39 protein-coding genes are annotated in these 26435 nt (G+C 34.5%); 3 read left to right on the top strand and 36 right to left on the bottom strand.

The window, feature by feature from the left end; all coding sequences use genetic code 11:
* Positions 1-13: 13 nt before the first annotated feature.
* The 6 genes from rlmB to LrDSM24759_RS00820 all read right to left on the bottom strand — a co-directional run bounded on the left by rlmB (position 14) and on the right by LrDSM24759_RS00820 (position 6207).
* On the bottom strand, positions 14-766 hold the full coding sequence (gene rlmB, locus LrDSM24759_RS00845) for a 23S rRNA (guanosine(2251)-2'-O)-methyltransferase RlmB (RefSeq protein ID WP_117117516.1): 753 nt from the start codon (positions 764-766) through the stop codon (positions 14-16).
* Positions 753-1196 carry a Mini-ribonuclease 3 gene (locus tag LrDSM24759_RS00840; protein ID WP_117117514.1) on the bottom strand — a complete coding sequence of 148 codons (444 nt, stop codon included), beginning with the start codon at positions 1194-1196 and terminating at the stop codon, positions 753-755. Before LrDSM24759_RS00840 ends, rlmB begins: the two co-directional genes overlap by 14 nt.
* Entirely contained in the window at positions 1189-2607 is a 1419-nt protein-coding gene (cysS, locus tag LrDSM24759_RS00835; RefSeq protein WP_170133344.1) for a cysteine--tRNA ligase, read from the bottom strand. The genes LrDSM24759_RS00840 and cysS overlap by 8 nt, the downstream gene beginning before the upstream one ends.
* A gap of 92 nt (positions 2608-2699) precedes the next feature.
* Complete coding sequence (gene gltX, locus LrDSM24759_RS00830) at positions 2700-4199, bottom strand: glutamate--tRNA ligase (RefSeq protein WP_117117510.1); 1500 nt, start codon at positions 4197-4199, stop codon at positions 2700-2702.
* A 72-nt stretch (positions 4200-4271) separates the two neighbouring features.
* The gene (gene radA / locus LrDSM24759_RS00825) at positions 4272-5651 is read right to left on the bottom strand and encodes a DNA repair protein RadA (protein WP_117117508.1); all 1380 of its coding nucleotides are present in this window, start codon (positions 5649-5651) and stop codon (positions 4272-4274) included.
* Positions 5652-5667: 16 nt separating this feature from the next.
* The gene (locus LrDSM24759_RS00820; RefSeq protein ID WP_117117506.1) at positions 5668-6207 is read right to left on the bottom strand and encodes a dCTP deaminase/dUTPase family protein; all 540 of its coding nucleotides are present in this window, start codon (positions 6205-6207) and stop codon (positions 5668-5670) included.
* A gap of 188 nt (positions 6208-6395) precedes the next feature.
* Between LrDSM24759_RS00820 and pepC the strand changes: the two genes are divergently transcribed.
* Entirely contained in the window at positions 6396-7742 is a 1347-nt protein-coding gene (pepC, locus tag LrDSM24759_RS00815) for an aminopeptidase C (RefSeq protein ID WP_117117504.1), read from the top strand.
* A gap of 57 nt (positions 7743-7799) precedes the next feature.
* On the opposite strand, the gene LrDSM24759_RS00810 is transcribed toward pepC, so the two are convergent.
* The 6 genes from LrDSM24759_RS00810 to LrDSM24759_RS00785 all read right to left on the bottom strand — a co-directional run bounded on the left by LrDSM24759_RS00810 (position 7800) and on the right by LrDSM24759_RS00785 (position 11637).
* Positions 7800-8735: an AAA family ATPase gene (locus LrDSM24759_RS00810; RefSeq protein WP_117117502.1), complete on the bottom strand. Its 936-nt coding sequence runs from the start codon at positions 8733-8735 to the stop codon at positions 7800-7802.
* Between the two features lie 120 nt (positions 8736-8855).
* Complete coding sequence (locus tag LrDSM24759_RS00805) at positions 8856-9533, bottom strand: 2,3-bisphosphoglycerate-dependent phosphoglycerate mutase (RefSeq protein ID WP_117117501.1); 678 nt, start codon at positions 9531-9533, stop codon at positions 8856-8858.
* Positions 9534-9542: 9 nt separating this feature from the next.
* Complete coding sequence (locus tag LrDSM24759_RS00800) at positions 9543-9746, bottom strand: hypothetical protein (RefSeq protein ID WP_117117498.1); 204 nt, start codon at positions 9744-9746, stop codon at positions 9543-9545.
* Between the two features lie 17 nt (positions 9747-9763).
* Entirely contained in the window at positions 9764-9955 is a 192-nt protein-coding gene (locus LrDSM24759_RS00795) for a hypothetical protein (RefSeq protein ID WP_117117496.1), read from the bottom strand.
* A gap of 33 nt (positions 9956-9988) precedes the next feature.
* Positions 9989-10873, bottom strand: a complete 885-nt coding sequence (locus tag LrDSM24759_RS00790; protein ID WP_117117494.1) for a cation diffusion facilitator family transporter — start codon at positions 10871-10873, stop codon at positions 9989-9991.
* 74 nt (positions 10874-10947) lie between these two features.
* Positions 10948-11637, bottom strand: coding sequence for a histidine phosphatase family protein (locus LrDSM24759_RS00785; RefSeq protein ID WP_117117492.1), 690 nt, complete (start codon positions 11635-11637; stop codon positions 10948-10950).
* A 138-nt stretch (positions 11638-11775) separates the two neighbouring features.
* Between LrDSM24759_RS00785 and LrDSM24759_RS00780 the strand changes: the two genes are divergently transcribed.
* Together LrDSM24759_RS00780 and LrDSM24759_RS00775 are read left to right on the top strand one after the other, a co-directional pair.
* Positions 11776-12399, top strand: a complete 624-nt coding sequence (locus LrDSM24759_RS00780) for a hypothetical protein (protein ID WP_117117490.1) — start codon at positions 11776-11778, stop codon at positions 12397-12399.
* A gap of 53 nt (positions 12400-12452) precedes the next feature.
* On the top strand, positions 12453-13037 hold the full coding sequence (locus tag LrDSM24759_RS00775) for a DJ-1 family glyoxalase III (protein ID WP_117117488.1): 585 nt from the start codon (positions 12453-12455) through the stop codon (positions 13035-13037).
* A gap of 33 nt (positions 13038-13070) precedes the next feature.
* On the opposite strand, the gene LrDSM24759_RS00770 is transcribed toward LrDSM24759_RS00775, so the two are convergent.
* From LrDSM24759_RS00770 to rpsH, 24 genes are all read right to left on the bottom strand, one after another.
* Complete coding sequence (locus LrDSM24759_RS00770) at positions 13071-13961, bottom strand: NmrA family NAD(P)-binding protein (RefSeq protein WP_117117486.1); 891 nt, start codon at positions 13959-13961, stop codon at positions 13071-13073.
* 77 nt (positions 13962-14038) lie between these two features.
* The gene (locus tag LrDSM24759_RS00765; RefSeq protein ID WP_117117485.1) at positions 14039-14506 is read right to left on the bottom strand and encodes a hypothetical protein; all 468 of its coding nucleotides are present in this window, start codon (positions 14504-14506) and stop codon (positions 14039-14041) included.
* Between the two features lie 123 nt (positions 14507-14629).
* Complete coding sequence (locus LrDSM24759_RS00760; protein WP_117117483.1) at positions 14630-14776, bottom strand: MerR family DNA-binding transcriptional regulator; 147 nt, start codon at positions 14774-14776, stop codon at positions 14630-14632.
* Positions 14777-14922: 146 nt separating this feature from the next.
* On the bottom strand, positions 14923-15318 hold the full coding sequence (rpsI, locus tag LrDSM24759_RS00755) for a 30S ribosomal protein S9 (RefSeq protein ID WP_117117481.1): 396 nt from the start codon (positions 15316-15318) through the stop codon (positions 14923-14925).
* A 23-nt stretch (positions 15319-15341) separates the two neighbouring features.
* Positions 15342-15779, bottom strand: coding sequence for a 50S ribosomal protein L13 (gene rplM / locus LrDSM24759_RS00750; RefSeq protein WP_117117479.1), 438 nt, complete (start codon positions 15777-15779; stop codon positions 15342-15344).
* A 100-nt stretch (positions 15780-15879) separates the two neighbouring features.
* On the bottom strand, positions 15880-16680 hold the full coding sequence (truA, locus tag LrDSM24759_RS00745) for a tRNA pseudouridine(38-40) synthase TruA (RefSeq protein ID WP_117117477.1): 801 nt from the start codon (positions 16678-16680) through the stop codon (positions 15880-15882).
* A complete protein-coding gene (locus LrDSM24759_RS00740; protein WP_117117475.1) occupies positions 16681-17478 on the bottom strand; it encodes an energy-coupling factor transporter transmembrane component T family protein in 798 nt (265 codons plus the stop codon). It lies immediately after the preceding gene.
* Positions 17471-18328, bottom strand: a complete 858-nt coding sequence (locus tag LrDSM24759_RS00735) for an energy-coupling factor transporter ATPase (RefSeq protein ID WP_117117473.1) — start codon at positions 18326-18328, stop codon at positions 17471-17473. Before LrDSM24759_RS00735 ends, LrDSM24759_RS00740 begins: the two co-directional genes overlap by 8 nt.
* Entirely contained in the window at positions 18319-19152 is an 834-nt protein-coding gene (locus LrDSM24759_RS00730; protein ID WP_117117471.1) for an energy-coupling factor transporter ATPase, read from the bottom strand. The genes LrDSM24759_RS00735 and LrDSM24759_RS00730 overlap by 10 nt, the downstream gene beginning before the upstream one ends.
* A 170-nt stretch (positions 19153-19322) precedes the next feature.
* Positions 19323-19706: a 50S ribosomal protein L17 gene (gene rplQ, locus LrDSM24759_RS00725; RefSeq protein WP_117117469.1), complete on the bottom strand. Its 384-nt coding sequence runs from the start codon at positions 19704-19706 to the stop codon at positions 19323-19325.
* Between the two features lie 26 nt (positions 19707-19732).
* Complete coding sequence (locus LrDSM24759_RS00720) at positions 19733-20671, bottom strand: DNA-directed RNA polymerase subunit alpha (RefSeq protein ID WP_117117467.1); 939 nt, start codon at positions 20669-20671, stop codon at positions 19733-19735.
* Positions 20672-20720: 49 nt separating this feature from the next.
* Positions 20721-21110 (bottom strand): 30S ribosomal protein S11, encoded by a 390-nt coding sequence (rpsK, locus tag LrDSM24759_RS00715; protein ID WP_117117465.1) that lies wholly within the window; start codon positions 21108-21110, stop codon positions 20721-20723.
* 17 nt (positions 21111-21127) lie between these two features.
* The gene (rpsM, locus tag LrDSM24759_RS00710; protein WP_117117463.1) at positions 21128-21472 is read right to left on the bottom strand and encodes a 30S ribosomal protein S13; all 345 of its coding nucleotides are present in this window, start codon (positions 21470-21472) and stop codon (positions 21128-21130) included.
* A gap of 29 nt (positions 21473-21501) precedes the next feature.
* Positions 21502-21618, bottom strand: coding sequence for a 50S ribosomal protein L36 (rpmJ, locus tag LrDSM24759_RS00705; protein WP_117117461.1), 117 nt, complete (start codon positions 21616-21618; stop codon positions 21502-21504).
* A gap of 20 nt (positions 21619-21638) precedes the next feature.
* On the bottom strand, positions 21639-21860 hold the full coding sequence (infA, locus tag LrDSM24759_RS00700; protein WP_002878178.1) for a translation initiation factor IF-1: 222 nt from the start codon (positions 21858-21860) through the stop codon (positions 21639-21641).
* A gap of 71 nt (positions 21861-21931) precedes the next feature.
* A complete protein-coding gene (locus LrDSM24759_RS00695; protein WP_117117460.1) occupies positions 21932-22585 on the bottom strand; it encodes an adenylate kinase in 654 nt (217 codons plus the stop codon).
* Between the two features lie 8 nt (positions 22586-22593).
* Positions 22594-23889: a preprotein translocase subunit SecY gene (secY, locus tag LrDSM24759_RS00690; RefSeq protein WP_117117458.1), complete on the bottom strand. Its 1296-nt coding sequence runs from the start codon at positions 23887-23889 to the stop codon at positions 22594-22596.
* On the bottom strand, positions 23889-24329 hold the full coding sequence (gene rplO, locus LrDSM24759_RS00685; RefSeq protein ID WP_117117456.1) for a 50S ribosomal protein L15: 441 nt from the start codon (positions 24327-24329) through the stop codon (positions 23889-23891). Before rplO ends, secY begins: the two co-directional genes overlap by 1 nt.
* Positions 24330-24352: 23 nt before the next feature.
* Entirely contained in the window at positions 24353-24535 is a 183-nt protein-coding gene (rpmD, locus tag LrDSM24759_RS00680; RefSeq protein ID WP_117117454.1) for a 50S ribosomal protein L30, read from the bottom strand.
* Positions 24510-24572, bottom strand: a complete 63-nt coding sequence (locus LrDSM24759_RS07830) for a hypothetical protein (protein ID WP_371824301.1) — start codon at positions 24570-24572, stop codon at positions 24510-24512. Before LrDSM24759_RS07830 ends, rpmD begins: the two co-directional genes overlap by 26 nt.
* Positions 24548-25072 carry a 30S ribosomal protein S5 gene (gene rpsE / locus LrDSM24759_RS00675; RefSeq protein WP_117117452.1) on the bottom strand — a complete coding sequence of 175 codons (525 nt, stop codon included), beginning with the start codon at positions 25070-25072 and terminating at the stop codon, positions 24548-24550. The genes LrDSM24759_RS07830 and rpsE overlap by 25 nt, the downstream gene beginning before the upstream one ends.
* 17 nt (positions 25073-25089) lie before the next feature.
* Positions 25090-25449, bottom strand: a complete 360-nt coding sequence (gene rplR, locus LrDSM24759_RS00670; RefSeq protein WP_117117450.1) for a 50S ribosomal protein L18 — start codon at positions 25447-25449, stop codon at positions 25090-25092.
* Between the two features lie 25 nt (positions 25450-25474).
* Positions 25475-26005: a 50S ribosomal protein L6 gene (gene rplF / locus LrDSM24759_RS00665; RefSeq protein WP_117117449.1), complete on the bottom strand. Its 531-nt coding sequence runs from the start codon at positions 26003-26005 to the stop codon at positions 25475-25477.
* 25 nt (positions 26006-26030) lie between these two features.
* On the bottom strand, positions 26031-26429 hold the full coding sequence (gene rpsH, locus LrDSM24759_RS00660) for a 30S ribosomal protein S8 (RefSeq protein ID WP_117117447.1): 399 nt from the start codon (positions 26427-26429) through the stop codon (positions 26031-26033).
* Between the last annotated feature and the right edge of the window lie 6 nt (positions 26430-26435).

The following is a 26435-nucleotide window of genomic DNA, read 5'->3' as shown; positions in this document are numbered from 1 at the left end:
TACCAGGGAAATATTATTTACCTTGATGACGGCTAGCAAACATCTGATAAAGTAATACTCCAGTTGCTACACTTGCGTTTAATGATTGGACGTGTCCAATCATTGGAATAGTTAAAGTTTGATCCATCTGTTTTAGCAATAATGGTGAAATTCCTTTACCTTCATTTCCAATTACCAAAACAGTTTTCCCCTTGGCATCCCATTGACGATAATCTTGTCCCTGCATTGCAGTTCCGAACAACCAATAACCTCTGTCCTTAAGGATTTTTGTGGTTTGAACCAAATTATTAACACGAGCAACTGGCACGTAGTCAATTGCTCCAGTAGAAGTTTTGGCCACAACCGAGGTCAACCCACTTGCCCTTCTCTGTGGAATGATTACTCCATCAACACCAGTAGCATCACAAGTACGTAAAATCGAGCCAAGATTATGTGGATCTTCAATTGAGTCTAGCATTAGTAAAAACGGCTCTTTACCATCTGACTCTAACTTATCTAATAACTCATCAAAGACTGCATATTCAAAGGAAGAAACCGCCAAAACTAAACCTTGGTGATTACCATTATCAGTTAACTGATCCAATTTATTCTTCGGAACATTTTGAACAATTAAGTGCTTTTTACGAGCTAATTGATAAACTTGATTTGCAAAATCTTCACGTACTCCCTTTTGCAAAAAAACCTTATTTACCTTTTCAGGATCTTGAGTTTTCAAAAAATCTAGGCCAGCATGACGCCCAAAAACGAAATCACTATTTGAACTCATAATTTTCAAGTCCTCCATTCTCTACTTGTTCAATACACCAACGTGCTAGTTCCTCAATACGCTTTGTTTGGCCTAATAAATCAAGGTAGCCAAACATTGCTTCGAATCCAGTAGATAATTTATAAGTATTGATCGAAGTATTCTTAGCATGAGTATGGCTTTTAGCATTGCGTCCTCTTTGAAAAGCTGCCAATTCTTCCTCACTCAACATTTCTAAGTCTTTCATTTTCGTTATTAAGGCTGCTTGTGCCTTGGCAGAAACGTAATGCGTAGCATATCGTTGCAACATTTGGGGTTTGACAATTCCACCTTTGACTAAGTGGCGGCGAATATACACTTCATAAACCCCATCACCTAAGTATGCTAACGTTAATGGACCTAAGCCATTAGGATTTTGATTTTTTTCCACTAAAACTTTTGGCTTAAGCACGATGCCACCTCGTTCCTTGAGGACTATCTTCAACAATAATTCCCATATCTTTTAATTGATCACGTATTTGATCACTTGTTGCCCAATCTTTATTTTGGCGAGCTTGGTCTCTTTTAGTTATTAGGACTTCAATTTCTTGTTCATCATCAGAATTGATTTGAGAATCAGCCAAATCTACTCCAAAAATACTTAACCAAGTAGTTAATAATTCCTTAAAGTTAGTTACCGCACTCCGATCAATGTGCTCTTTTTGCAAATGAGTATTGGCCTTTGATACTAAATCATAAACAACACTTAATGCATTTTGCACATTAAAATCATCATCCATAGCCTCAATGAACTGAGCTTGAGCTTGTTCTATATCAGCTCTAAATTCCTCATCCATCTCTGTCACACTATCTTCAGCTAAACGATCATTAGTTAAACGTAATGTGTTTTTATAACGTTCTAAGACAGTAGCTGCCTGTTTTAAGCCATCTTCAGAATAATTAATTGGACGACGATATTGAACACTCGACATATAGAAACGTAGAACTTGAGGATCAACAACTTTTAAAATATCATGAACCGTCACAAAATTATGCAAAGACTTGGACATCTTTTCTTGCTTCTTACCTACAGTCACAAAACCATTATGAAGCCAATAATTAACAAATTTTTTCCCGGTTTCAGCTTCACTTTGGGCAATTTCATTTTCATGATGGGGGAACTCTAAGTCCTGTCCACCACCATGGATATCGAAAGTATCTCCCAAATATTTGGTGCTCATTACTGAACATTCGATGTGCCAACCTGGCCGTCCTTTACCCCAAGGTGAATCCCAAGCAATTTCATCATCTTCTTTTTGCGCTTTCCATAATGCAAAATCAATTGGGTCTTCTTTTTCTTCTTGTTCTTTACTATCAATATGACTTGAAGCACCTTCTTCAAGTTCAGCAATATTTTGATCACTTAATTTACCGTAATTAGCAAACTTTTTAGCACGATAGTAAACATTGCCGTTTACTTCATAGGCATAACCCTTATTAATTAATTCTTCTACAAAGGCAATAATATCCTTTATTTCATGTGTTGCACGAGGATGAAAAGTTGCTGGTTTAATATTTAAGGCAGCTGTATCTTCGTTATAAGCCGCAATAAATTTATCAGCTAGTTCAGGAACAGTAATCTTTTCCTTTCTAGCTTCATTAATCATTTTGTCATCGACATCTGTGAAATTAGAAATATACTTTACCTCATAGCCACGATATTCAAAATAGCGTCTAATAGTATCAAAAGCAATGACACTTCTAGCATTTCCAATATGAATATAGTTATACACAGTGGGGCCACAAACATACATACTTACTTTTTTAGCCTCAAGTGGCTTGAATTCTTCTTTTTCGCGGGTTAAAGTGTTAAAAACTTTCACACAGATCCCTCTTTTCTAAATATCTCATTAGCTCTATTCTAACAAAAAAAAGCTACGCTTTCGCGTAGCTTTACTTTTAAATCAAATTTGTTTTAAAGACCAAGATCACTTAATTGCTTTAAAGTTAAGTCAATATGCTTCATAGCCTTTTCTTTACCCAATAATTCGATGGCTTCGCCAACACCTGGTCCAACCATTGAACGAGTTGATGCAATTCTAATTGGCATAAACAACTTTCTACCCTTAACTCCAGTTTCGCGTCTAGTTGCTTGAATAGCATTCATAACTTGAACAGCAGTAAAACGTGGAATACTATCTAATTGCTTCTTAAATTCTTCAATTACTGGACGAGCATCGTCTTTCTTAAGTTCTTCAACTTCTTCATCTGAAAGTTCAGGTTCGTCTTCAAAGAAAATCTTAGCTAAATCAACAATTTGTTGAGTATAAGACATTTGAACAGCATAAATATTTACTAATTGACGAATCCATTCCATCTTTTCAGGTGTAATATCTTCATCTACTAAACCTGCTTCTTGTAAGTTATTTAAAGCTAAATCTAATAGTTGATCACGATCAGCCTTTTTAACATATTGGTTATTGATCCATTCAAGTTTCTTTTGGTCAAAAGCAGCAGGTGATTTTGATAAACGAGCTGGATCAAAGGACTTGATTAATTCTCTTTGTGAGAAAATTTCACTTTCTCCTACAGGCGACCAACCAAGTAAAGTAATAAAGTTGAACATTGCATCAGGTAAATAACCAAGATCACGATATTGTTCAATAAATTGAAGTACTGATTCGTCACGTTTTGAAAGCTTTTTACCAGTTTCTGAGTTAATAATCAAAGTCATGTGACCAAACTTAGGTGGTTCCCAGCCTAAAGCTTCATATACTACTAATTGCTTAGGAGTATTAGCAACGTGGTCATCCCCACGTAAAACATGCGTGATTTCCATTAAGTGATCATCAACTACTACCGCAAAGTTATAAGTTGGCATGCCATCACGTTTTTGGATAACGAAATCACCACCAATAGTATCAGATTCAAAAGATACTTTGCCTTTAACCATATCATCCCAAGCATAGGTTCTCATTTCTGGAATATGAATTCTAACAACTGGCTTAAGTCCCTTTGCTTCGGCATCTGCTTGTGCCTTTTTAATTTCATCGGCAGTCATGCCTTCGTATTCATAAGTATAGTGAGGAGCAACACCCATTGCACGTTGTTCTTCACGTTGAGCTTCTAATTCTTCTTCAGTCTTGTAAGAATAATAAGCTTTACCTTCATCAATTAATTGTTGAATATATTTATTGTAAATATCTTTTCTTTCTGACTGGCGGTAGGGACCATAATCGCCACCTACATCTGGACCTTCATCCCAGTCAATGCCAAGCCAGTGAAGGTTTTCCATTTGTGACTTAGAACCACCTTCAACATTACGTTTTTGGTCAGTATCTTCAATTCGAAGAATCATCTTACCCTTATTATGACGGGCAAATAAGTAATTAAATAATGCTGTACGCGCGTTACCAATATGTAAGTGTCCAGTTGGACTTGGTGCGTAACGAACGCGAATCTTTTGTTTAGCCAAAATTAAGCGCCTCTTTCAAAATTCTATAATTTACCTATTTAAGTTTAACTTTTACTGGTAAAAAGTTCAATTCTATCCGAAAACTAACTTTAAAGTTTGCGGTAAACTTGCTACCCCAATTACTTCAATCTTGTTATTAGCTTTTAACTTATTAGTCATATTATGTTTTGGAATAAAAATTCTCTTAAAGCCTACTTTTGCAGCTTCATTTACCCGAGCTTCAATCTGGTTAACTTTTCTAATTTCACCAGTTAAACCAATTTCACCAACAAAACAATCTGTTGCCAAAATTTCTTGATTTTTATAACTTGAGGCAACAGCCATCGCAATTGCCAAATCAACGGCTGGTTCATTCAATTTAATTCCACCAGTTGCTGTTAAAAAGGCATCCTGATTTTGCAACATCAAATTGCCCCTCTTTTCTAAAACGGCTAATAATAAAGCTACTCGATTATAATCCAGTCCAGACGTAGTTCTTTTTGCATAGCCAAATGCTGTTGGCGTCACTAAAGCCTGAATATCAGCTAAAATTGGTCGTGTTCCTTCTAATGAAACGACAACTGCTGAACCAGTTGAATTTGGTAATCGTTGATCCAGAAAAATGGCCGAGGGATTCGTAACTTCAGCTAATCCTTCAGTTCGCATTTCAAACATTCCGATTTCGTTAGCAGCCCCAAAACGATTTTTAACTGAACGCAACATTCGGTATGAATGATTACCATCTCCTTCAAAATAAAGAACGGTATCAACCATATGTTCCAAAATTTTGGGACCGGCAATTGAGCCCTCTTTAGTTACATGACCAATTACAAAAACGGTAATTTGATCATTTTTAGCGATTTTCATTAATTCACTAGTTACTTCACGCACTTGTGAAGCTGATCCGACCATTGAATCAAGTGAAGGTTCATTCATCGTTTGAATTGAATCAATTACTAAGAAATCTGGCTTAACGTCATTAATTTGCTCCCGAACATTTTCCATATTTGTTTCCGGATATAATAGCATCCCACTATTACCTACGTTTAAGCGATCAGCTCGCAATTTTATTTGATTAGCAGATTCTTCTCCTGATACATATAAAACATTATGCTTTTTTGCAAGCGCACTAGAAATTTGCAACATTAGAGTTGACTTACCAATTCCTGGATCGCCACCAATCAATACCAAAGAACCTGGTACAATTCCTCCACCCAAGACTCGATTTAATTCTTCAAAGGGAGTTACAATTCTCTCTTCTTTATGCGTTTTAATATCTTTTAAGTTAACCGGTTCATTAACTCCGGTATTAGTCATTAAACGTGATGCAGTTGCCTTTGTTGAAACTGTCTTGACTTCTGCAGTTTCTTTTTCAAACTGATTCCAGGCACCACAATTAGGACAACGGCCCAAATATGAGGCCGAAATATAGCCACAATTGCGACACTTGTAACGGGTTTTAACCTTTGCCATAAGTATCCTTTTCTAATTAAACTCCTGAAGAACCAAAGCCTCCAGCTCGTTGTTGTGAAACTGGTTGATCATCATCGGCTTTTAAATATTTCATAAATATTCCTTGTCCAATCCGATCACCCTTTTTTATTTTTCGTGGACGTACGCCATAATTAATAAATTGAAAATAAATTTCCCCTTCATTATTTTTATTGTTGTAGTAGTCACTATCAATTACGCCAATTCCATTTGGAAGAGCAGTATTACGTTTAAAAGTATTAGATGAACGATTTGCCAAAATTAAAACTTCATCTTCTGGCATGTAAGCCTTTATTCCTGTGGGAACCAAAATTGGCTTTAATATTTTTTCAGCTCTTTCTAAATCTAATTCATTCAGTTCATGTCCATTTCTTATTAAACGGTAAATTCTGACAAAATCTAAACACCAAATTGATGGAATTGTAATATCTTCAGCTGCCTCAAAATCATAGCCTGCACTCGCAAGTGTCTGTCGTTGCGGTAAGTTAATATTTTTATCTTTATATTTTGTAACTACTTCAAATCCTCGAGTACGCATAGCTTTCTCCTTAAATAATAATCTAATGTATATTTTACTCTAAATACTTAATTTAAAATTACTAACTATATATTTATTACGCAGATTTAATATTTAACGATTAAATATTTTTCTTTTTATTATTATGTTAAAATGGATTATAAATAATTTAATATATTCTTAATTTAACTTATAGGAGGTATCTCTCGATGGCAAAAGAAATTTCTCAAGCTGACATTGCTAATTATGAAAAAGATTTGGCAAAACACCCAGCAGTTAATGTTGCATCTCATGCAGCTCAAACAAATGGTATTTACAAAGCTAGTGAAAATTTAGAAACAAAAATTGATTTAGATCCTACTTTTTCAATTGAAATTGAAACTGGTAAGCCCGCAGATCAAAAACAATCAGGTCGTTGTTGGATGTTCTCAGCATTAAACACCATGCGTCATCCACTTCAAAAAGAATATAAATTAAAAGACTTTGAATTATCTCAAAATTACACTAACTTCTGGGATAAATTTGAAAAATCTAATTGGTTCTTTGAAAATGTGATTTCTAGTGCTGACAAACCACTTGGTGATCGTAAGGTTGCCTTCTTATTTGCTACTCCTCAACAAGATGGTGGTCAATGGGATATGTTATGCGGCATTATTGAAAAGTACGGTATTGTGCCTAAGAGTATTTATCCTGAAACTGCTAATGCTACCAATTCTAGTGCTCTAAACGATACTTTAAACGCTTTACTTCGTAAAGATGGTTTAGAATTACGTGATATGGTTAACAACGGTAAATCTGAAGATGAAGTTCAAGCACGAAAAAATGAAATGCTTAATGATGTCTACCGTATCTTAGCGATTTCACTAGGTGTTCCACCAAAGAAATTTAACTTTGAATATCGTGATGATGATAAAAACTATCATATCGATAAGGATTTAACTCCAAAGGAATTTTACAAAAAATATGTTGATCTTGACTTAGAAAATCACATTTCTACTATTAACGCTCCTACTGAAGACAAACCGTTTCATAAAGTATTTTCAGTTGAATACTTAGGTAATATTGAAGGTGGTCGTCAAGTTCGTCACTTAAACCTTCCTGTTGATGAAATGAAAGACTTAATCATTAAGCAACTTAAAGATGGTGAAGTTGTCTGGTTTGGTTCTAATGTAGTTAAAGATTCTGATCGTCAAGCTGGTTTACTTGATACTAACCTTTACCGTCGTGATCAATTATTTGATACTGACTTTACCATGACTAAAGCCCAAATGTTAGATTCTGGTGAAAGTATGATGGATCATGCCATGGTTATCACTGGCGTGGATATTGTCGATGGCAAACCAACTAAATGGAAGATTGAAAATTCTTGGGGTGTAAAACCTGGATTTAAAGGTTACTTTGTCATGAGTGATTCTTGGTTTGATAACTTTGTTTACCAAGCAGTTATTAACAAAAAATACCTTCCAGAAGATTTAAAGAAGGCCTACGAAGAAGGTAAAGATAATCCTATTGAATTATTACCATGGGACCCAATGGGTGCTCTAGCTCATGACTAATTGATTTTCCGGATAATATAAAAAGCTTCTCTTTTTAAAAAGAGAAGCTTTTTATATTTACCAAATATGTAATAAACGAGTAGCATCAATTTTACTTAAATTAAATTGATGTACATGAGGATGCTCATTTTCTGGAAATTCTTGCACAAAATCTCCCACATTATAAAGTCCAGTTGAATAGTGCCAAACACCTTTAACCTTTTTAATCGGATCAAGCATTTCATTACGAATGGGGTAGGCCGAAATCAAAAAATGTTTGTGGTGAAATTTAAAGACGAAAAAGGGAAGACGAAAATCTTTTACTACTTCTTCTCTAGTTTTTCCCAATGAAATAACATTACGGTATGAACCATATTTTTGATTAAATTCATCGTTGAAAGAAAAATAAAAATTAGAAATATGGACATGGGGAAAATCCTCAGCCTTAACTTTATCAGGGACACAAATCACATGAGCAAAGTGATCTAAATTCTTTTCCCTTTGACTTAAAGCATGGTCCATTTCATGAGGCAAAATCCGATAAGCCCAATCTGGCACTTCCGGATTAGCTTCATAATCTTCATACATTTTTTTAATTACAGCTGGTTTTACCCAGTCATAATGCATCCGAGTTTGGTTACGTTTTAAAAGTCCATCTAAACTAGTATTTTGCATCAAATCAACTACAAATAGTTCATAACGGTATTTATCAACCCATGGCTTAAAGTGTTCAATTTTTTCAGGCGTAATGTGAGTACCATCAACAATGACAGTTTCACCATGTTTCATCTTATGTTCGACTAAATCATCTACCATTTTTTCAGTTTGTTCAGTCACATAGCGTGGCACAACTTCATGAAGAGACTTAGTTTTTTTATCATAATAAACAGTTAAATCAGCTAATAAAAGTCGCACTGAATCACGGGAAATAGCGTAAGGTTGTAAGTGATGACGCGCAATAAACGAGGATTTCCCGCAACCTGGAGCTCCTCTAAGCAAGAAAATTTTACGCATTTATTTCTCCAAACTAAAATCTATCTATTTATATATACTCGTAAAAATTCTACCATAAAAATACTTTAAAAATAAATAGAGTTAGTAAGTATTAAAGAAACTAAAAAAATTACCATGATCTTAGCGCAATATTTCTTTTCCTTGAATATTTAGGTTTTGATCAAAAGTATAAACAATTGGCTGCGCATTAGGAACTTCTAGTTTAACAATTTCCTTATCTGAAATTTGTTCCATCTTTTTAATTAACGCCCTTAAACTTGAACCATGTGCCACAATTAATTGATCATGCCCCTTACGTAATTCAGGAAAAACATGATCTTCAATATAGGGCATCAGGCGCTGTTGAGTTTGATGCAAACTTTCGCCACAAGGCATTAAATGCATATCTGTTGTTTGATAGCGCCGATCAATAACCGGTTTATCCAGCAGTGGTGGTACACTATCAAACCCTCTTCGCCATTCAAGTACTTGCTCTTTGCCATATACTTTGCGTGATACATCTTTATTCATCCCTCTTAAAGCACCATAGTGGCGTTCATTTAAACGCCAGGTCTTAGTAATAGGAACATATAAAAAGTTGCCAATATCGGCTATAATGTAGGCCGTTAAAATAGCACGTGATAAAACTGAGGTATGGATATGGGTTGGTACAAAATCAGAAATATGAGCTACTTTCAAACCGGCGGATTTAGCTTGCTCTATCCCCTTACTGCTCAAAGGTACATCATTCCAGCCAGTATAAATATTATCTCGGTTTGCAGTTGATTCTCCATGACGAACAAGTACAAGTTTGGCCATTATTCTCTCCTACCTACGGATAAAAAGCATTACAATTCCTGCAATTAGCAACACCAGTCCGACTACTAAAAATCCAATTAAGTTCCATCTTTGATGTTTCAAAGTTTTTGATTGCCCAACATAATCATTATTTAATTGTTGACGCCGGTTGAAAACAATCGCTAAATCATACAAGCCAACAATGATTAAAATAATTGAGGTCCAAATATTCATCTCTACTACCTTTTTCCTTATTTAGTAAAAAATAATACGATACCTGTAATTACAAAGATTACCCCTAAAATTAAAAATGCAATATAACCGCGACTAGCTGAACCATCGGTTTTTTCTTGGTCTTTTTTTGGCCATCTTTTTACGGCTAACTGGATATCCCATAAACCAACCAATAATACAATAAGCGCTGTCCAAAAGCTTGTTTTCATTGTTAAAAGCCTTTCTTGATAAAATTAGTAAGATTAATCATTTTTATTGTTTTCAATCATATCTTCCTTCAATCCTCGAGTACATTCTGCTTGTAGAGTAATATGATTGATGCCTAAAGAACTTAATTTTTGCTCTAGTTTATTATAAATAGTTTCTAACTCAGCTGTTTCCAAATTTGACTGTACATTTACATGAGCATCTAGCATAGTCAATTGATCCGAATACTTCCATAAATGAACATGGTGAACGTTAGTAATTTCAGGAACTGTTAACATAATTTCTTTTACCTGATCCAAATCAATACTTGGATTAGATTCCATTAGAACATCAGCAGCATTTTTTATTATTTTAAAAGCCTCATATAAGATAAAAATTGAAACTAGGATAGTTAAAGTAGGATCCAGCCATTCCCAATGCCAAATTTTGATAAAGATTGCACCAATTACTACGACGATACTAGATAATGCATCGGATAGCATATGAATAAATGTAGATTTCACATTCAAATTATCTTTAGAATCATTATGCATGGCGGCCATAGAAATTATGTTGGCAATTAATCCTATTATAGCTACTACCAACATAATATTGCCCTTGATTGGCTCTGGCTTAAAGAAACGTCCGATTGCTTCAATAATCAAAAAGAAAGAAATAATTACTAAAGCCACGCCATTTGTAAAGGCAGCCAAGGTTTCCGCACGTTCATAGCCAAAAGTTTTTATCTGATCTTTATTTTTTTTACTAATTAAATGAGCAAAAAAAGATAAAACAATCGCACCAGTATCGCCTAAATTATGTAAGGCATCAGATAATAAAGCTAATGAGCCAGAAAAGATTCCGCCCAAAAATTCAGCAATTGTAATGATGAAATTTAAAATCATGACCCAGATAAATTTAACTGATGTTCTATCTTGCATACTTTGGCTCCTTTTCCACTAGTAGTTTACCATAGTCACAAAGAAAAATATCTTCGCTTTTCCACGAAGATATTTTACAAATTATTTAATTCACTACTTTTAACGTTGTAATCAACTATTTCAAATTTATCATTATCATGAATCACAGCACGAGCAACACTACCATTTTCGGGAAAAGGAATAATTTCTTTATTTTTTGCTCCCTTCCAATAATGTAGCCCTAAACTTTTAATAAAATCTCCATGCGAAACAATCAATATTCGTCCTAAACCTTTAGTTTCTTTAGTTAGCTGTTCAACCGCCTGATTCATTCGTTCATCCAAGTCCTTGCTATCTTCAGCTAGGTGACGTGGGTCAGCTTTTTTAGTGGCATCTCTAAATTTTTCAAAACCCAAAGTTTCAATAATTTTATCCACATTTCGCTCTGGTTTCATTCCACCAGCCACAGCTACTTTCTCCCAGGTTTGATCAATATCATCACCTTCAAATGAACCAAAGAATACCTCACGAAATGCAGGCAACTTTTTCATTTTACTGGGAACGGAGACTTCATTAGTATCCTGAATTAAGTGAGCTGTATCAATAGCGCGCTTTAAATCTGAACTATACATTTTATCAAAGTGCACTTGAGATAAATTTCTTGCCGTTACTTTTAAATCATTAATCCCTTTTACCGTTAAAGGAGAGTCTGACCATCCCTGCACCTTATTTAACTGATTAAACATAGTTTCTCCATGTCTTACTAAATAAACTTCAGTTGCCATAGTAATTCTCCTTTCTGATGTTCAATTAGCTAAATGATATCAAAATAAGTTATATTTTCAATATCTTTTATAAAGTAGATCCAATACTAATTACGCTATTTTTTTAATTTTATGAGAAAATTTATTTGGAGGTTAATTATGCCCTATAAAAATATTATTCTCATTCCTGAAGGAACAATCTTTAATGAAAAAATTACTGAACGTGCCGCAATAAAAAATACTTTGAAAAAATTTGGAGTAAACAATTTTAATGATAAAAAAGAACTTTTTAATCAACTTTTTGACCGCTATATAAACGAAAAAAGGACAAAAAGATATGAATTACTTCTAACAGCCTTATTACCTGAAGTGGATTTAAATGAGAGTAAATCACTTTTTTATCAACAACTTATCCACCAAACACGTTTAACTAAAAATATTCAAACGGATTTAACAAACTTATCCTCGGTAACTAAGATAATTATCTATAGTTTTTTACCTAAAGAAGTGATTAGTGCTAGGCTTGAAAATACTAACTTAATCCTTGATTTACCAATATTTTCAGCTGTTTCACTTGATAAATTTACCGATATCATCAAACAAAAGCAGTGGGATGCGGATGAAACGCTAGTTATTGGTACCAATTTAAGTGATGAAATACAAGAAGCAAATGATGAAAATGTGGATTCAATGTGGATAAGTACAGGACGTAAAGTTCCTATTACACCACATCCTACTTTACATATGAAAAAGTTTGCTGATTGTCTTTTTTATGTTAATTAATTCATTGCGTTAAAATAGAAACATAGTAATTAAAATATGAAGGGAGCTTGATTATGACTAAAGTTGCTGTAGTTTTTGCAGATGGCTGTGAAGAAGTCGAAGGTCTTAGTGTTGTAGATGTAATTCGTCGTTTAGAGGTTGATTGCGATATGGTTGGACTTGATAAAAGAGATATTATGGGAGCCCATCAAATTAAAATCACTTGTGATAAAGTTGTGGATGATTCTTTACTTGATTACGATTTAGTTGCTTTTCCAGGTGGTAGTGTAGGTGCAGAAAACTTACGTGACAGTGAAAAGTTGAAGGATATTATGGTCAAGCGTAATCAAGAAGGTAAATGGGATGCTGCAATGTGTGCTGCGCCAATTGCTTTTGGTCGTTACGGTATTTTAAAAGATACGAATTATACTTGCTACCCAGGTTTTCAAAAAGAAATTCAGGCAGACTGTCCAAGCGCTAAATTCAGTGAAGACATTACTGTTACCGATGAAAAACACAAGGTAATTACAAGTCGTGGACCTGCAACTGCATGGGCATATAGTTATGCGATCGCTAGAGCACTTGGTATTGATCCAAGTCAATTGGAAAAAGCAATGTTATATGACTACCTTGCTAAAAATATTCAAAATAGTTTATAAGAAAAAGGAGTTAACTCAATGAGCTAACTCCTTTTAAAGTTGTTCTTTCTCAAATGAACTTAATTTCGATATTTGATAACCATTACGCAAAAAATGCTCCATATCTTCAGGTTCACGACCAGTAATACGGTGAAAATCATTAGAAGTAGCTTTTAAGAGGCCCATTGCTCCACCAGCATACATTGAAGCTAGCTCTGACCCATCGCCTTCTGCAGCATAAATATGAGCAAATTCTTTTAAAGTAACTGGTTGATAAGTAATATCTTGTTCGGTTACATTTTGCATAATATAGCTTAATTCCACCATATTAAAATTATTTTCCATACTTAATAGATAACTTTGTCCTTGATCACGTAATTCCGGTTCAACAGCCAATTTTGCAATTGCATGAGCACTATCATTTTGAGTGATAAAAGATAGTGGTTGGGCACCAACAGGATAAATGATGTGATGGCGTTCAATTAATTCAGGTAAGTATGGTACTAATGGATCAGCATATAAAGTGTTTTTGACGATTGTATATTTTACACCTGAACCAGCAAGGCGACGTGGTACATAAGCATAAAATGGTGACATAGTAAATGGGTTATTTTCTTGATCTGCAAAGAAGCTGACAAAAATAAGAGAAGCATTATTTTCTTTAGTAGCTGCTAAAACATTTTCAAATTCAGTAATACGATCATTTAATTTATAAGTCTTACTTGGAATATAGATAATCAAATCGATTCCCTTAAAGGCATCCCTTAAAGTGTTTTCTTGTTGATAATCGATTTTTACTTTTTCCACAGATAATTTATCTAAAAATTTTCCATGAGCCGGATTATGCACACCAGCTTTAATATTTTCGGGCGCTGTAAAAGTTGCTAGCCATTCAGTTACTCTGCGTCCTAAATTACCAGTCGCTCCAGTAATTAAATATTTCATTCTTTTCACCTCTTCAAACGTGCATAACAATTATACCCTAGATGAAAAGTTAATGATATTAATATATATTGTGATAATTAACGTATTACCTCTAAACAGTAAGATTTTTTATGACAACTTGGACAACATAATTTTCTAAATTTTGGAGTATGCATAGCTAAGAAAAAATTTTTAAAACTTGGAATAAATTCATTCTTACAATTTGAGCAAATATAAACAACTTTGTGATAATAATACGAAGTTAAAAAACTTGCCACGCTCATGGCTAATAGTAAACCAAGAACAACAAGTATCATTATATTAGTCCCTTGTTTCCATAATTGTACTAGACCAAAAATTCCTAATAATTCTATCACAAATAAACAACCTGTATATATCCATATTTGTTTTCGTAATTTTGTCATCTTTTTGTCCCTCATCATAATTTGAGTTGCATCACTAACATTATTGATTTTTAACTTTTGTGTTTTCAAAACTCTTTCAAAGTTTTTAAGTAAATTTTGATTTTCTTTTAGAAGTGAAATTTTACTTTCATTTAATTCCATTTGATTAGTAATTAATAACTGTAAGGAATATATTCCATTTTTGTCATTCAACAACTTTTTAATGTTTGATAATGAAAAACCTAGTTCTTTTAAATAAAGAATAACTTTTAATTTTTCAATATTTTATTCAGAATAAACACGATACCCATTTTCTTCAACACGCATAGGTGAAACTAAATTTTTTTCATCATAAAATCTAATGGTTCTAGGAGAAACCTTTAACATTTTTGCTACTTCACTTACACTATATTGTTTTAATTTTTTAGACATTATTTTCTCCCTTCTATTATTTATTAGATTAGACTTTTACGTTACGATAGGGTCAAGCTTTTATTCAATATTTTTAATTTAACGATACAAAAAAGAACTCAGCAAAAGCTGAGTTCTTTTTGAAATATTTGAAACGATAATAAATATTAACGTTTTGAGAATTGTGAAGCTTTGCGGGCTTTCTTCAAACCTGGCTTCTTTCTTTCCTTCATTCTTGGGTCACGAGTTAACATACCGGCCTTCTTTAAAGGAGCACGGAAATCTGGGTCAACTTCTAAAAGTGCACGTGCAATACCAAGACGAATTGCACCAGCTTGACCAGAGTAACCACCACCGTTAACGTTAACTAAAATGTCGTATTGACCTTCAGTTTCAGTAATATCTAATGGTTGCTTTAAATCCTTAACTAAAATTGGGAAAGGAATGTAGTCGTTAATATCTTTTTTGTTTACAGTAATTTTACCATTACCTGGTACTAAGCGTACGCGCGCAACAGAATCCTTGCGGCGACCAGTTCCAGCATAAGCTGCTTGTTGTGCCATTTATATAAAACCTCCTAGATTAATTATTTGTTAATGTCTAACTTTTCAGGCTTTTGTGCTGCATGTTCGTGGTCTTCACCAGCGTAAACATGTAACTTCATAAATTGTTGGTGACCAAGGGTATTCTTTGGTAACATGCCTTTAACAGACATTTCAACTAATCTTACAGGATTGTTGGCTAATAATTCACCAGCTGGAGTAGCCTTTAAACCGCCACGGTAGTCTGAGTGGTGGTAATAAATCTTATCAGTTGCTTTCTTACCAGTCAATTTCAATTTACCAGCGTTAATAACGATAACGTTGTCACCAGTATCAACATTTGGTGTGTATTGAGGCTTATTCTTACCTCTTAAAATTGATGCTACAGCAGCAGATAATCGACCAAGTGCAATATCAGTTGCATCGATAACATACCACTTACGATTAATATCACTAGTTTTTGCTAATGGGGTAGTACGCAATTTGAATTCCTCCGTTTTCTTGTGTTTGACATACAATAAGTTTCCGGGGCCTATCGTGGACAAACATACATATATAATTTACGTCCCTTTAAGGAAATTGTCAATATATTTTGTGGTCTAAACGATATTTTTCTGGTATTTCTTCATAAAAAACATGATAAAGATAAAGTCCACTTGCTGGAGCTGTGCCCCGCACTTCTTGGCGATTCTTTGCTTCAATTACCCGTTTCAGATCATGAACTGGTCTTTTTCCATTTCCAATCTCTAAAAGTGCGGCTACCATAATACGCACCATATTATAAAGAAAACCACTACCAATAAAATCAATAATGATTTCTTTTCTATCTGGATCTTGGTCAATGTTAACATAATAGATCGTTCTTCTTTTATCAACAATTTGTCCACCACTGGCAGCAAAACTTGAAAAGTCATGATATCCGAGTAAATCCTTACTTGCTTCCCTCATTAACTCTACATTTACAGGATAAGGAAAATGTCCTGTATAAAAGCGATTAAATGGATCAGTAAAGTGATGTTGATCAACAATGTAACGATACCATTTTCCTTTTGTTGAATATTGAACATGAAAATTTTGATCTACAATTTCACTTTCAAAAAATACAATATCGGTTGGCATCTGTGAATTAATTGCTAGCATCATGTTTTGGGCCGGAATTACTTTTCCTGCCTTATCTGGATAATCAAAATGGATTACCTGGCCCTTAGCATGGACTCCTGCATCAGTTCTACCTGAGCCATGTACAACTACCCGCTTACCCTTGGTCATTTTTTCTAAAGCTTCTTCAATCGTCCCCTGAACGGTTCTTTGATTAGGTTGCTTTTGAAATCCATGAAATAAATGACCATCATAAGCCATTGTCATTTTATATCTTGTCATAATTTATTTAGTCCTAAATACCATTAATAAAAGCGTCAAGAGAAGAAAATAACCTAAATTAAGCCAATCATACTTTGACCACTTTAAAACGCGATATCGACTTCTTACGTGGTTTTCCTGATATCCACGTGACTCCATTGCCGTAGCCAAATCTAGGGCAACGGTTAGTGAATTAGTAAATAATGGAATTAAAATTGGAATAACTGCTTTGGCACGTTGAATCAAGCTCCCATCATTAAAATCAGCTCCCCGAGCTCGCTGAGCATTCGCTATTTTTACTGTTTCATCCATCAAGGTAGGTACAAAACGTAGTGCAATTGACATCACCAAAGCAATTTCTGCCACTGGTACTTTGAGATATTTTAATGGGGTTAAAATCCATTCTAACCCATCCGCAATTTGTAATGAGGTAGTTGTTACTGTCAGAACAGTTGAAATCAAAATAATCACTACAAAGCGAATAAATAAATATATTGACGTAATTAATCCATAAGAACTTAAGGTAAATATACCCCAATGCCAATAAATTTTGCCGCCTGAGGAAAAGAATAATTGTAAGAGAGCCGTAAAAAAGATTATCCAAATAAAAGGTTTGACCCCATCCCAAAAGTTTTTTGGCTTCAATCCAGTAGCAATAACTGCCAACAAAGTAAAAATAGTAAGAATACTATAAGTGATCCAGTTATTAGCCAGGAAAATAATTGCAATAAACAAAAAAGATGCCAAAATTTTTCCGCGAGGATCCATTTTATAAATGATTGAGTTACCTGGAATATAGCGTCCAATAATTATTTTACTCATTTATTGCTCCTCTATTTTTTATAATTTCGTCCGCTAAATTTTTAACATTAATTGCTGGAGAAATGTTTAAGCCTCTTTGTCGAAGTTTAAGAGAAAAAGAGATACTTTCTGGTTCATTTAAATGATGTTTTTGCAACCAGCTAGGATCTGAAAAAATATTGTGGATATTATCTTGCTTAGCCACTTTTCCCTTATCCATTACTACAACTTCATCTGCAAAATTTGCCACATCATTCATATCGTGACTCACTAAGATTACGCCGTGACCTTGTTGTTGATAATCTCTAAATATTGAAAGTATTTCTTCTTTACCTGAAGGATCTAAGCCAGCTGCTGGTTCATCTAGACATAAGATTTTAGGCTCATATGCAAGTACACCTGCAATTGCGACCCTTCTCATTTGTCCACCTGAAAGATCAAAAGGCGACCGGTTAAATAGTTCTTCACTAATTCCAACTTTTTTTAACCATTTTTTAGCTGCACTTTCAGCTTCTTCATCCGAATATCCAAAATTTTGTGGTCCAAACATGACATCTTTCAATACAGTTTCAGCAAATAATTGATTTTCTGGTGATTGAAAAACTATTCCAACTTCTTTTCTTAAACTTTTTAATCCCTTGTTTTTCGTTTGGCTAGTTAAAACATAATTATTAACTCTGACTTCACCAGTTGTAGGTTTTAAAAGACCATCAAAGAGCTGTAATAAAGTAGACTTTCCACTCCCCGTATGTCCAATTAAAGCTGTTACTTTATTGTCTTTAATCGTTAAATTAACGTCAGTTAAGGCAATGTGAGCAAGAGGAGTATTAGAATTATAAGTATAATTTACATTTTTTAAAGTTATTGGCATAAATAATCAACTAACTCCTCTTCTGTTTTAATACTCCCTGGTATTTGGAGTCCTCTTCTTTTTAATTCTTCTTTTAACTGATAAACGAAGGGTAATTCTAAACCTGCTTCTTCAATTAATGTTTTCTCTGCAAATATTTCATCTGGTGTTCCAATTTTTAGCAGATTACCCCTATTTAATACTAGAACTCGATCAGATTTGTTAATTTCTTCAATATTGTGCGTTATTGATAAAACTGTAATATCTTTTTCTTTTTGTAATTGTCTAATAATAGATAAGATTTCGTTTCTACCCTCTGGATCTAACATACTTGTTGCTTCATCTAAAATAATAATTTCTGGATTAACTACCAATATACCTGCAATTGCAACTCTTTGTTTTTGTCCACCAGAAAGATTTTGGGGTTCCGTCTTTTTATAAGGGAGCATATCGACTTCTTTTAAAACCTCAGGAACTATTTTAAGCATTTGTGACCTAGTCACATTTCTATTTTCTAATCCAAAGGCTACATCATCTTCAACAGTGGCGCCTACAAATTGATTATCCGGATTCTGGAAAACTATTCCAATTTTATCTCTTATCTTCCAAACATTATTTTCACTCATTAAAAGTTGATCAATATAAATAGCCGAATTCTTAGGATCATCTGCAATAAGGAGACCATTCAATAATTTTGTTAAGGTAGACTTTCCAGAACCATTATGTCCCACAATGGATACCCATTCTCCCTTATTCACTGTAAAAGAAATATTGTTTAATACCTTTTTCTTACTATCTCGATAAGTAAAACTAACATTTTTTACACTAATAATTTCTTTTGACATATTTTTCACTTCACTTATTTTATATAAGACAATTGTAACAAATCTTATCAGAAAAAAGAGCAAAAAAAAATCATCCACGAAGAGGGATGAATTAACATCTAAGCTAGACTAGGCAAATTGCCACCATCATCGCGCTTATTCTCGCTTTCGTGAAAGATTTATATTAATTATTAAACTAATTCAATAATAACCATTGGTGCAGCATCACCCTTACGTGGGTTAGCAAGCTTATACATTCTAGTGTATCCACCATTACGGTCTTTGTAACGAGGAGCAATATCGCTAAATAACTTTTGTAAAGCTGATTTAACTACTACTGCATCTCCTTCTTCATGAATGTCAGCAACTTCATTACGAACAAATGTTGCAGCTTTTCTTCTTGCGTTTAAATCGCCACGTTTACCTAAGGTAATCATTTTTTCGGCGGTTTTACGTAATTCTTTCGCACGTGTTTCAGTAGTAACAATACGTTCGTTCATAATTAACTGGGTAGTCAATTCTCTAAGCATTGCTTTTCTGTGAGCACTGTCACGACCTAATTTGCGGTAAGCCATGGATTTTCCCTCCTTGATTCAGAATCTTAATCTTCTTGACGAAGTGAAAGACCAAGATCGTTAAGTTTATTCTTTACTTCTTCTAATGATTTACGTCCTAAGTTTCTAACACGCATCATGTCTGCTTCAGATTTATCAGTTAATTCTTGGACAGTATTAATACCTGCTCTCTTAAGACTGTTATAAGAACGAACAGAAAGATCTAACTCTTCAATAGTCATCTCAAGTTTCTTTTCATTCTTATTGTCTTCTTTTTCAACCATAACATCTTCAAGTTGTGCATCCATATCAGTAGACATAAATACTTTAAAGTGTTCTTGTAAAATCTTAGAAGCAAAACTAAGGGCATCATTTGGTGTGATTGAACTATTAGTCCAAATTTCCAAAGTTAATTTGTCATAATCGTCTCTTTTACCAACACGAGTATTTTCGACTTGGTAGTTAACTTTTTTAATTGGTGAAAAGAGCGAATCAACAGGAATAACACCAATAGGCATATCTTCTGTCTTGTTTTCACTTGCTGGAACATATCCTCGACCATTCTTGATGGCAATATTCATTTGCAAGTGTCCACCTTCAGCAATAGTACAAATATATTGATCAGGATTTAAAACTTCAACGTCAGAATCAACTTTCAAATCAGCAGCTGTAACAATAGCAGGGCCTGTTACATCGATTTCTGCAATCTTTTCTTCATCTGAGAGTGACTTTAACTCTAGTTTCTTCAAATTAAGAATAATTTTAGTGACGTCTTCTTTTACGCCAGGAATTGTAGAAAATTCATGTAATACGCCATCGATTTGGACGTAAGAAAGTGCCGTTCCTGGAATAGAAGTTAATAATACACGACGGAGTGAGTTACCTAAAGTAGTCCCAAAACCGCGTTCCAATGGTTCGACAACAATTTTACCGTATGATTCTTCTTGATCAACAACGGTAATATTTGGTTTTTGAAATTCAATCATTACTTAATGGGCCCCTTTCAAAACGTAAAATCCTGCATGCAGGAATAAACTAGACACGACGACGTTTTGGTGGTCTGGAACCGTTGTGCGGTACTGGAGTAACGTCACGAATAGCAGTGATTTCAAGTCCAGCAGCTTGAAGTGCTCTAATAGCAGCTTCACGACCAGCACCTGGTCCTTTAACTGAAACTTCTACATGCTTCATGCCTTGATCCATTGCAGATTTTGCAGCTGCTTCAGCAGCCATTTGTGCGGCAAATGGAGTAGACTTACGACTACCTTTAAAACCTAAAGCACCAGCTGAAGACCATGCAACTGCGTTACCTTGTACATCAGTAATCATAACTAATGTGTTGTTAAACGTAGAATGAATGTGAGCAACGCCGTTTTCGACATGCTTCTTTACACGACGTTTACGTGCTGTTTTCTTTGCAGCCATTAACTTAACCTCCTATATTACTTTTTTGAACCTTTACGAGTTCTTGCGTTATTCTTGGTATTTTGACCACGAACTGGTAAGCCACGACGGTGACGCATACCACGGTAAGAACCAATTTCAACTAAACGCTTAATGTTTAAGTTAACTTCACGACGTAAGTCACCTTCAACACGGTATTTATCAACTTCACTACGAAGCTTTTCTTGTTGTTCTGGAGTTAAGTCGTTTGTACGAACATCTTCTGATACGCCTGCATCTTTACAGATCTTTTTTGCAGTTGGTTCACCAATACCATAAATGTAAGTTAAAGCAACAACAACTCGCTTATCTTTTGGCAAGTCAACACCAGCAATACGTGCCATTAATTGCACCTCCTATTTAATTTTTATAATTAACCTTGACGTTGTTTATGTTTTGGATTTGCAGAGCAAATAACCATAACTCGACCGTTTCTCTTAATAATTCTACAATGTTCACACATTGGTTTAACTGATGGTCTAACTTTCATTGTTTGCCTCCGTTCCGTAATTATTTAATAAAACGATAAGTAATCCTACCTTTAGTCAAATCATATGGAGACAATTCTACAGTAACTCTGTCACCAGGTAAAATTCGAATATAATGCATTCTAATCTTTCCTGAAACATGAGCTAAAATAGTTGCCCCATTTTCTAATTCAACTTTAAACATAGCATTAGGTAAAGTATCAACTACTTTACCCTCTACCTCTATGACATCATCTTTTGCCAAAATATTTCCTCCAATGAGAAATGTACACTTAGGAATTATAACACGGAATGTAAAAATTACAATTCTTAGTATTAGTCTTTACTTAAAATCTTATCGATATCTTCAAAAACCTTTTCTGGTGATTGTTCACCATCAACAGTTTCAAGAAGTCCCTTTTCTTCGTAAAAGTCACGAAGTGGGGTATTCATTTTTTTATTTACTTCTAAGCGGTTTTTAACAACTTCAGGTTTATCATCTTCACGTTGGTAGAACTCGGTTCCTCCACAACGATCACATTTTCCTTCAACCTTTGTAGGGTTGGAAATCTTATTATAAGTTGCACCGCAATTTTTACACATATATCTTGCTGATAAGCGTTTTACTAAAACGTCTTCATCAACATCAATTGAAATTACATTAGTCAATGGCTTATCAAGTTTTTTAGTAATTTTCTCTAAGAGCTCAGCTTGTACTGTTGTTCTTGGAAAACCATCTAATATATAACCATTTTTAGTATCGTCTTGTTGAAGTCTTTCTTCTACTAATTTAGCAGTAACTTCATCTGGTACTAAATTTCCTTTGTCAATGTAACTTTTCGCTTCAAGACCAACAGGAGTTTCCTTAGCCATTGCTTCTCTGAACATATCTCCAGTTGAAATGTGGGCAATATGATATTTATCCACAATTCTTTCTGAAGCAGTTCCTTTTCCTGCACCAGGTAATCCTAAAAGAATTAAATTAATCATATTTTTTCCTATCTTATAAAACCAACATATTCTTGTTTCATTAATAGTCCATCAATTTGTTGCCCTAACTCTAGAACGACACCAATTACAATTAACAAACTGGTACCACCAAGTCCGATTGAACTAGGTAATCCCCAAATATTAGTTGCTAGTTGTGGAATTAATGCCACTAAACCTAAGAACACAGCTCCAACTGTGGATAATCTCATCAAGATTTTTGAAACATATTGTTGCGTATCCTTACCAGGCCAAACACTTGGAATATAAGCACCTTGCTTTTGTAAGTTTTCTGATAATTTTTCAGGATTTACTTGTACAAATGCATAGAAGAAAGTAAATAAAATAATTAAAAGTGTATATATTAGTGAACCCGGCGTTGTTTGTAAACTAAATATTTGATTACAAATCTTAAACCATTCTTCTTCTCCATGAGTTCTTTGGAATGCCATCAAAACTGTAGCTGGAGTAATAATGAAGGAACTAGCAAAGATAACTGGAATAACACCAGAAACGTTTACTTTTAATGGTAGGAAACTTTCGGAGCCACTTGTTGCTGCTCTACGTGTATATTGAATTGGAATGCGTAGAGTAGCTTGTTGAAACCAGGTAACAAATTGAGTTACCACTAAAATGGCAATAATGATCGCGATGAAGAACAAAATTCCTTGCCAACGATCGCTTTGATTAGCGTTGATAATATTTTCTTTGAAGATTTGATATAAGCCATTTGGTAATCGTGCAATAATACCTGCAAAAATTATTACAGATACCCCGTTACCTAATCCTTTATCAGTTATCTCATCACCTAACCAAGTTAAAAGCATTGTACCAGCTGTCATGATTATTGCAATCTCGACATAGGTTTGAGGAGTTTGATTTTTGACTAACCCCATTTGTGTAAGAACATTAAAACCAAGCGTAATACCAATACTTTGAACAAAAGCAATTACAAGAGCTAAATATCTTGTTACTTGATTAGTTTTTCTTCGACCAACTTCTCCTTGTTTTCCCCATTCAACCAAGGTAGGAACAATATCCATCTGAAGTAACTGAATAACAATTTGGGCGGTAATATAAGGTGAGACACCTAATGAAAAGATAGAATAAGTATCTAATCCACCACCACTAACTGTATCCAACATGGGAACAAGTCCAGTTTGAGCGACCTGAGTGACAGCTTTTGCATTAACACCAGGTACAGTAATATTAGCACCGATGCGATAAAGCAAAAGGATAAATAATGTGAAAAATATTTTACTTCTAATTTCTTTATCCTTAAAGGCGTTCTTCAAGGTCGTGAACATTAGATCACCTCTACAGTTCCACCAGCAGCTTCAACTGCTTTTTTAGCAGCTTCAGAAACTTTGTTAACTTTAATAGTCAATTTAGCCTTAAGTTCACCATTGGCTAATAATTTAACGCCATCAAGTTCTTTCTTGACAAGGCCAGCAGATTTTAATGAATCGATAGTTACTTCACTACCGTCTTTAAATCCATTAAGATCTTCTAAATTAATGATTGCATATTCTTTACGGTTAACGTTGTTAAATCCACGTTTTGGCATTCTTCTGAATAATGGCATTTGACCACCTTCAAAACCTAAACGAGTTTTACCACCAGAACGAGCTAATTGACCCTTTTGTCCACGACCAGCAGTTTTACCGTAACCACTAGAAGTCCCACGTCCTACACGTTTTCTGTTACGACGAGAACCTTCATTTGGTTTTAATTCATTAAGCTTCATAATTCGGGCACCTCCTTAGATAATTAATCTTTAACCTCTTCAACAGAGATTAAATGTGCAATTTTTAGTAAAGCGCCACGAGTTGCAGCGTTGTCTGGAAGAACAACAGAGCTATTTACCTTACCAAGACCAAGATTCTTAACAATAGTTCTTTGTTTTGGTAGACGGTGAGCGGCACTTCTAATTAAGGTAACTTTTAAGTTCATTTATTTTTCTCCTTAATCTTCTAAGCTCTTTGCAGATTCACGAAGCTTCAAAACATCTTCACGAGTCTTCAACTTCTTCAAACCATCCATAGTTGCACGGATAACGTTAATTGGAGTATTAGAACCCAATGACTTAGAAGTAACATCAGCGATACCTGCTAAGTCCATAACGATACGAACTGCACCACCAGCTGCTACTCCAGAACCTGCTTCAGCAGGTTTTAACATAATGTTACCTGAACCATAGTGACCGATAACTTCGTGAGGAATAGTAGTTCCAACAGTAGGAACCTTAATCATATTCTTCTTACCAGCTTCTACAGCTTTGCGGATTGCTTCTGGAACTTCTTGAGCTTTACCAGTACCAAAACCAACATGACCTTTTCTATCGCCGACTACAACAACTGCTGCAAATCTCATGCGACGGCCACCCTTAACAACCTTGGTAATACGGTTGATTGCGACTAATTGATCTTCAATATCGTCTTTTTTACGATCTTTGCGAGAATCTCTACGAGAATCGTTGCGGTTTGCCATTAGTTAATTCTCCTTTCCTAGAATTCTAATCCGTTTTCACGAGCAGCATCAGCAAGAGCTTCTACTCTTCCGTGGTATAAATAACCACTTCTGTCAAAGACAACACTCTTGATGTTCTTCTTAGCAGCTGCTTCAGCTAAAGCCTTACCAACTTCAGCAGCTTGTTCCATCTTAGAACCTTCTGCTGAAATAGCTTTATCATTTGATGAGGCACTTGCAAGCGTTACACCCTCTACATCATCAATTAATTGAGCGTAGATGTTTTTGTTAGAACGGAAAATACTTAAGCGTGGGCGCTCAGCAGTACCAGAAATTTTACCACGAATACGTTTATGACGCTTTAAGCGTAACTTGTTTTTATCTGGTTTAGAAATCACAATTTCACCTCAAAATTTCTATTTATTATTTACCTGTCTTACCTTCCTTACGACGTACATATTCATCTTCATAACGAATACCTTTACCCTTATAAGGTTCTGGTGGACGTACATCGCGGATTTCAGCAGCAAATTGACCTACTTTTTGTTTAGAAATACCTTCAACTTCAATAGCAGTTGCGGAAGGGGTTTTAACAGTAATACCTTCAGGTACATCGAAAACAACTGGGTGTGAGTAACCAACATTTAAAGTTAATTTATTACCTTGTGCTTGAGCACGGTAACCAACACCAACTAATGTTAATTTCTTAATGTAGCCTTTTTCTACACCTTCAATCATAGCTGCAAGGTTAGCTCTTTCAGTTCCATGTAAAGCCTTATCATTTTCATCTGAACGAGTGAATTGAATTTCACCGTCTTTTTGATTAAAGGTAATACGTGGATCAAAATATCTAGTAAGTTCACCCTTAGGTCCCTTTACAGTAATGTCATTACCATTTTTAGTAACAGTAACATTATCAGGAACTTCGATGACTTTTAAACCAATACGGCTCATTTAATAGTTCTCCTTTCCTTCAATATTACCAAACGTAAGCGATAACTTCGCCGCCAACATTCTTTTCTCTAGCTTCTTTGTCAGTAATAACACCTGCTGAAGTAGAAATAATAGCAATGCCAAGACCATTAAGAACTTTTGGTAAGTTTTCTGCATTTACATAATTTCTTAAACCAGGTTTAGAAATACGTTTTAAGCCTGAAATTACACGTTCATTATTTGGTCCATATTTCAAGAAGATCTTGATCATACCTTGTTTATTATCTTCTTCAACTTGGTAATCACGAATAAAACCTTCTTGTTTTAAGATTTCACTAAGAGCTTTTTTCATTGATGATGCAGGAATTTCAACTGAATCATGTTTTGCCATATTAGCATTTCTGATTCTAGTTAAGTAATCTGCGATCGGATCTGTCATGACCATTTATTT

Origin of the sequence: Lactobacillus rodentium (genome assembly GCF_003423665.1) — a bacterium.
GTDB lineage: Bacteria > Bacillota > Bacilli > Lactobacillales > Lactobacillaceae > Lactobacillus > Lactobacillus rodentium.
This window is presented reverse-complemented; position numbering and strand designations above follow the sequence as displayed.

Coding starts and splice junctions, on each gene's coding strand:
- rlmB (WP_117117516.1), bottom strand. CDS start 766: ATGAGTTCAAATAGTGATTTCGTTTTTGGGCGTCATGCTGGCCTAGAT.
- radA (WP_117117508.1), bottom strand. CDS start 5,651: ATGGCAAAGGTTAAAACCCGTTACAAGTGTCGCAATTGTGGCTATATT.
- LrDSM24759_RS00820 (WP_117117506.1), bottom strand. CDS start 6,207: ATGCGTACTCGAGGATTTGAAGTAGTTACAAAATATAAAGATAAAAAT.
- pepC (WP_117117504.1), top strand. CDS start 6,396: ATGGCAAAAGAAATTTCTCAAGCTGACATTGCTAATTATGAAAAAGAT.
- LrDSM24759_RS00810 (WP_117117502.1), bottom strand. CDS start 8,735: ATGCGTAAAATTTTCTTGCTTAGAGGAGCTCCAGGTTGCGGGAAATCC.
- LrDSM24759_RS00805 (WP_117117501.1), bottom strand. CDS start 9,533: ATGGCCAAACTTGTACTTGTTCGTCATGGAGAATCAACTGCAAACCGA.
- LrDSM24759_RS00800 (WP_117117498.1), bottom strand. CDS start 9,746: ATGAATATTTGGACCTCAATTATTTTAATCATTGTTGGCTTGTATGAT.
- LrDSM24759_RS00795 (WP_117117496.1), bottom strand. CDS start 9,955: ATGAAAACAAGCTTTTGGACAGCGCTTATTGTATTATTGGTTGGTTTA.
- LrDSM24759_RS00790 (WP_117117494.1), bottom strand. CDS start 10,873: ATGCAAGATAGAACATCAGTTAAATTTATCTGGGTCATGATTTTAAAT.
- LrDSM24759_RS00785 (WP_117117492.1), bottom strand. CDS start 11,637: ATGGCAACTGAAGTTTATTTAGTAAGACATGGAGAAACTATGTTTAAT.
- LrDSM24759_RS00780 (WP_117117490.1), top strand. CDS start 11,776: ATGCCCTATAAAAATATTATTCTCATTCCTGAAGGAACAATCTTTAAT.
- LrDSM24759_RS00775 (WP_117117488.1), top strand. CDS start 12,453: ATGACTAAAGTTGCTGTAGTTTTTGCAGATGGCTGTGAAGAAGTCGAA.
- LrDSM24759_RS00770 (WP_117117486.1), bottom strand. CDS start 13,961: ATGAAATATTTAATTACTGGAGCGACTGGTAATTTAGGACGCAGAGTA.
- LrDSM24759_RS00765 (WP_117117485.1), bottom strand. CDS start 14,506: ATGGAATTAAATGAAAGTAAAATTTCACTTCTAAAAGAAAATCAAAAT.
- LrDSM24759_RS00760 (WP_117117483.1), bottom strand. CDS start 14,776: ATGTCTAAAAAATTAAAACAATATAGTGTAAGTGAAGTAGCAAAAATG.
- rpsI (WP_117117481.1), bottom strand. CDS start 15,318: ATGGCACAACAAGCAGCTTATGCTGGAACTGGTCGCCGCAAGGATTCT.
- LrDSM24759_RS00740 (WP_117117475.1), bottom strand. CDS start 17,478: ATGAGTAAAATAATTATTGGACGCTATATTCCAGGTAACTCAATCATT.
- LrDSM24759_RS00735 (WP_117117473.1), bottom strand. CDS start 18,328: ATGCCAATAACTTTAAAAAATGTAAATTATACTTATAATTCTAATACT.
- LrDSM24759_RS00730 (WP_117117471.1), bottom strand. CDS start 19,152: ATGTCAAAAGAAATTATTAGTGTAAAAAATGTTAGTTTTACTTATCGA.
- rplQ (WP_117117469.1), bottom strand. CDS start 19,706: ATGGCTTACCGCAAATTAGGTCGTGACAGTGCTCACAGAAAAGCAATG.
- LrDSM24759_RS00720 (WP_117117467.1), bottom strand. CDS start 20,671: ATGATTGAATTTCAAAAACCAAATATTACCGTTGTTGATCAAGAAGAA.
- rpsK (WP_117117465.1), bottom strand. CDS start 21,110: ATGGCTGCAAAGAAAACAGCACGTAAACGTCGTGTAAAGAAGCATGTC.
- rpsM (WP_117117463.1), bottom strand. CDS start 21,472: ATGGCACGTATTGCTGGTGTTGACTTGCCAAAAGATAAGCGAGTTGTT.
- rpmJ (WP_117117461.1), bottom strand. CDS start 21,618: ATGAAAGTTAGACCATCAGTTAAACCAATGTGTGAACATTGTAGAATT.
- LrDSM24759_RS00695 (WP_117117460.1), bottom strand. CDS start 22,585: ATGATTAATTTAATTCTTTTAGGATTACCTGGTGCAGGAAAAGGAACT.
- secY (WP_117117458.1), bottom strand. CDS start 23,889: ATGTTCACGACCTTGAAGAACGCCTTTAAGGATAAAGAAATTAGAAGT.
- rplO (WP_117117456.1), bottom strand. CDS start 24,329: ATGAAGCTTAATGAATTAAAACCAAATGAAGGTTCTCGTCGTAACAGA.
- rpmD (WP_117117454.1), bottom strand. CDS start 24,535: ATGAACTTAAAAGTTACCTTAATTAGAAGTGCCGCTCACCGTCTACCA.
- rpsE (WP_117117452.1), bottom strand. CDS start 25,072: ATGGCAAACCGCAACGATTCTCGTAGAGATTCTCGCAAAGATCGTAAA.
- rplF (WP_117117449.1), bottom strand. CDS start 26,005: ATGAGCCGTATTGGTTTAAAAGTCATCGAAGTTCCTGATAATGTTACT.
- rpsH (WP_117117447.1), bottom strand. CDS start 26,429: ATGGTCATGACAGATCCGATCGCAGATTACTTAACTAGAATCAGAAAT.